Origin of the sequence: Sphingobium sp. (assembly GCF_049304695.1) — a bacterium.
Taxonomy (GTDB): Bacteria; Pseudomonadota; Alphaproteobacteria; order Sphingomonadales; family Sphingomonadaceae; genus Sphingobium.
Window position 1 is genome coordinate 1 of record NZ_JBAQOK010000002.1, and the last position, 1,668, is coordinate 1,668.

The window sequence follows — 1,668 nt, forward strand, 5'->3', positions numbered from 1 at the left end:
CGGCGGCGAGCGTCATGGCGGGATCGGGGAAGACCCGGTTCCATTCACCAAAAGGCTGGTTGGCGGTGATGAGCGTGGAACGCCGTTCGTACCGTGCGCTGATCAACTCGAACAGGACGGACGTTTCAGCCTGATCCTTGGTCACATATGCGAGGTCATCGAGGATCAGCAGATGATATTTGTCGAGTTTGGCTATCGCGGCTTCGAGCGCCAGTTCACGGCGGGCAACCTGAAGTTTCTGGACCAGGTCGGAAGTGCGGGTAAACAGGACGCGCCAGCCATTTTCGATCAACGCAAGGCCGATTGCGGCTGCCAGATGGGTTTTACCCCCACCCGGTGGACCAAAGAAGATGAGGTTGGCGCCTTTTTCGAGCCAGCCATCACCAGAACACAGCGCCGTCACCCGGGCGCGGGAGATCATTGGCACTGCATCGAAGGCGAAGCTGTCGAGAGTCTTGCCAGGTGGCAGGCGGGCTTCGCCCAGATGCCTTTCGATCCGGCGTCGGTCCCGTTCTGCGATCTCATGCTCAGCGAGCGCCGCAAGCAGGCGGGCCCCAGGCCAGCCTTCCTTGTCTGCCCGCGTGGTAAAGTCGGGCCAGATCAGTTTGATTGCTGGCAGGCGCAGGTCGTTGAGGATGAGGCTCAGACGCTGGGCGTCGATAGCGGGTGCGTTCCGGCTCATGCGGCTTCTCCCGCCAGGAGAACATCATAGGTGACAAGGGGGACCAGTTCCACCACCACGTCGGGAAGTGCCGCCGGATCGGGAGCGAAGCGTATTCGCAAGGCATCCATGTCGGGGAGACGGTTAGCAGCGACGTCGGCTGCCAGCAGTTCCGCGAGTTCGGCTTCGCAGGCCCTTTCGTGCGCCATTGCCAACAGTTCTACCATCTGCCGACAAGCGATCCGTTCGGGCAACGCGGCGATGAGCCGGTCGAAGGTCTGACGATAAGGCTCCCTTGGGAAGAGCTGGTCACGATAGACCAACTTCAGGAGCGCCATGGGTTTGCGCCGCAGGCTATGGATGACGTGCCGATAATCGACCACATGGCCGTGGGAGCCGTTATTGAACGACCGCCCCCGCGGCAATGTCATGAGGTGAGTGCCGCCGATGAACAGATCGAGGCGATCATCGTAAAGCCGAACGCGCAGCCGATGCCCGATCAGCCGTGAGGGCACGGTATAGAACACCTTACGAAGCGTGAAGCTGCTGGTCGAGGTGACCGTGACGATCGTCTCCTCATAATCGCTGGTGCGCGCGCCAGGCAGGGGCTGCAATATCGCACGCTCGGCGTCTATGCGTGGGCCGTTGCGCCGGTTCTTGCGGCTGACGACTTCGTCGATGAAGTGCCGGTAACTCGCCAGATCATCGAAGTCTCGCGAACCACGCATCAGCAGCGCGTCCTTTATTGCTGCCTTCAAATGCCCGTGCGGGCTCTCGATCCCGCCATTCTCATGGGCAACGCCGCGGTTGTTGCGCGTCGGCGTCATGCCATAATGTTCGCACAGCGCGTCATATCGCAGCGTCAGATCTTGCCGGGCATCGCATTGCCTCACCTGAACTGCTCCCGGCGGGGATAACGTTGCCTCATCTAGAATGCTCCCGAAGACGATCGGGAGCGGACGATGAGGAAGGTGAGCATGGCAACGCGGACGGAGTTGGTTGAGGCG

Annotated in this window: 1 protein-coding gene and 1 pseudogene; both read right to left on the minus strand. The window is 61.1% G+C overall.

The genetic code is table 11. From position 1 onward, the window contains the following. The coding region (gene istB / locus WA070_RS00040; protein WP_422632199.1) for an IS21-like element helper ATPase IstB at positions 1-682 on the minus strand (682 nt) is incomplete at its 3' end. Further along, positions 679-1,668 (minus strand): annotated as a pseudogene (locus WA070_RS00045) (IS21 family transposase); the annotation flags it as partial. The pseudogene WA070_RS00045 and the gene istB, both read right to left, overlap by 4 nt.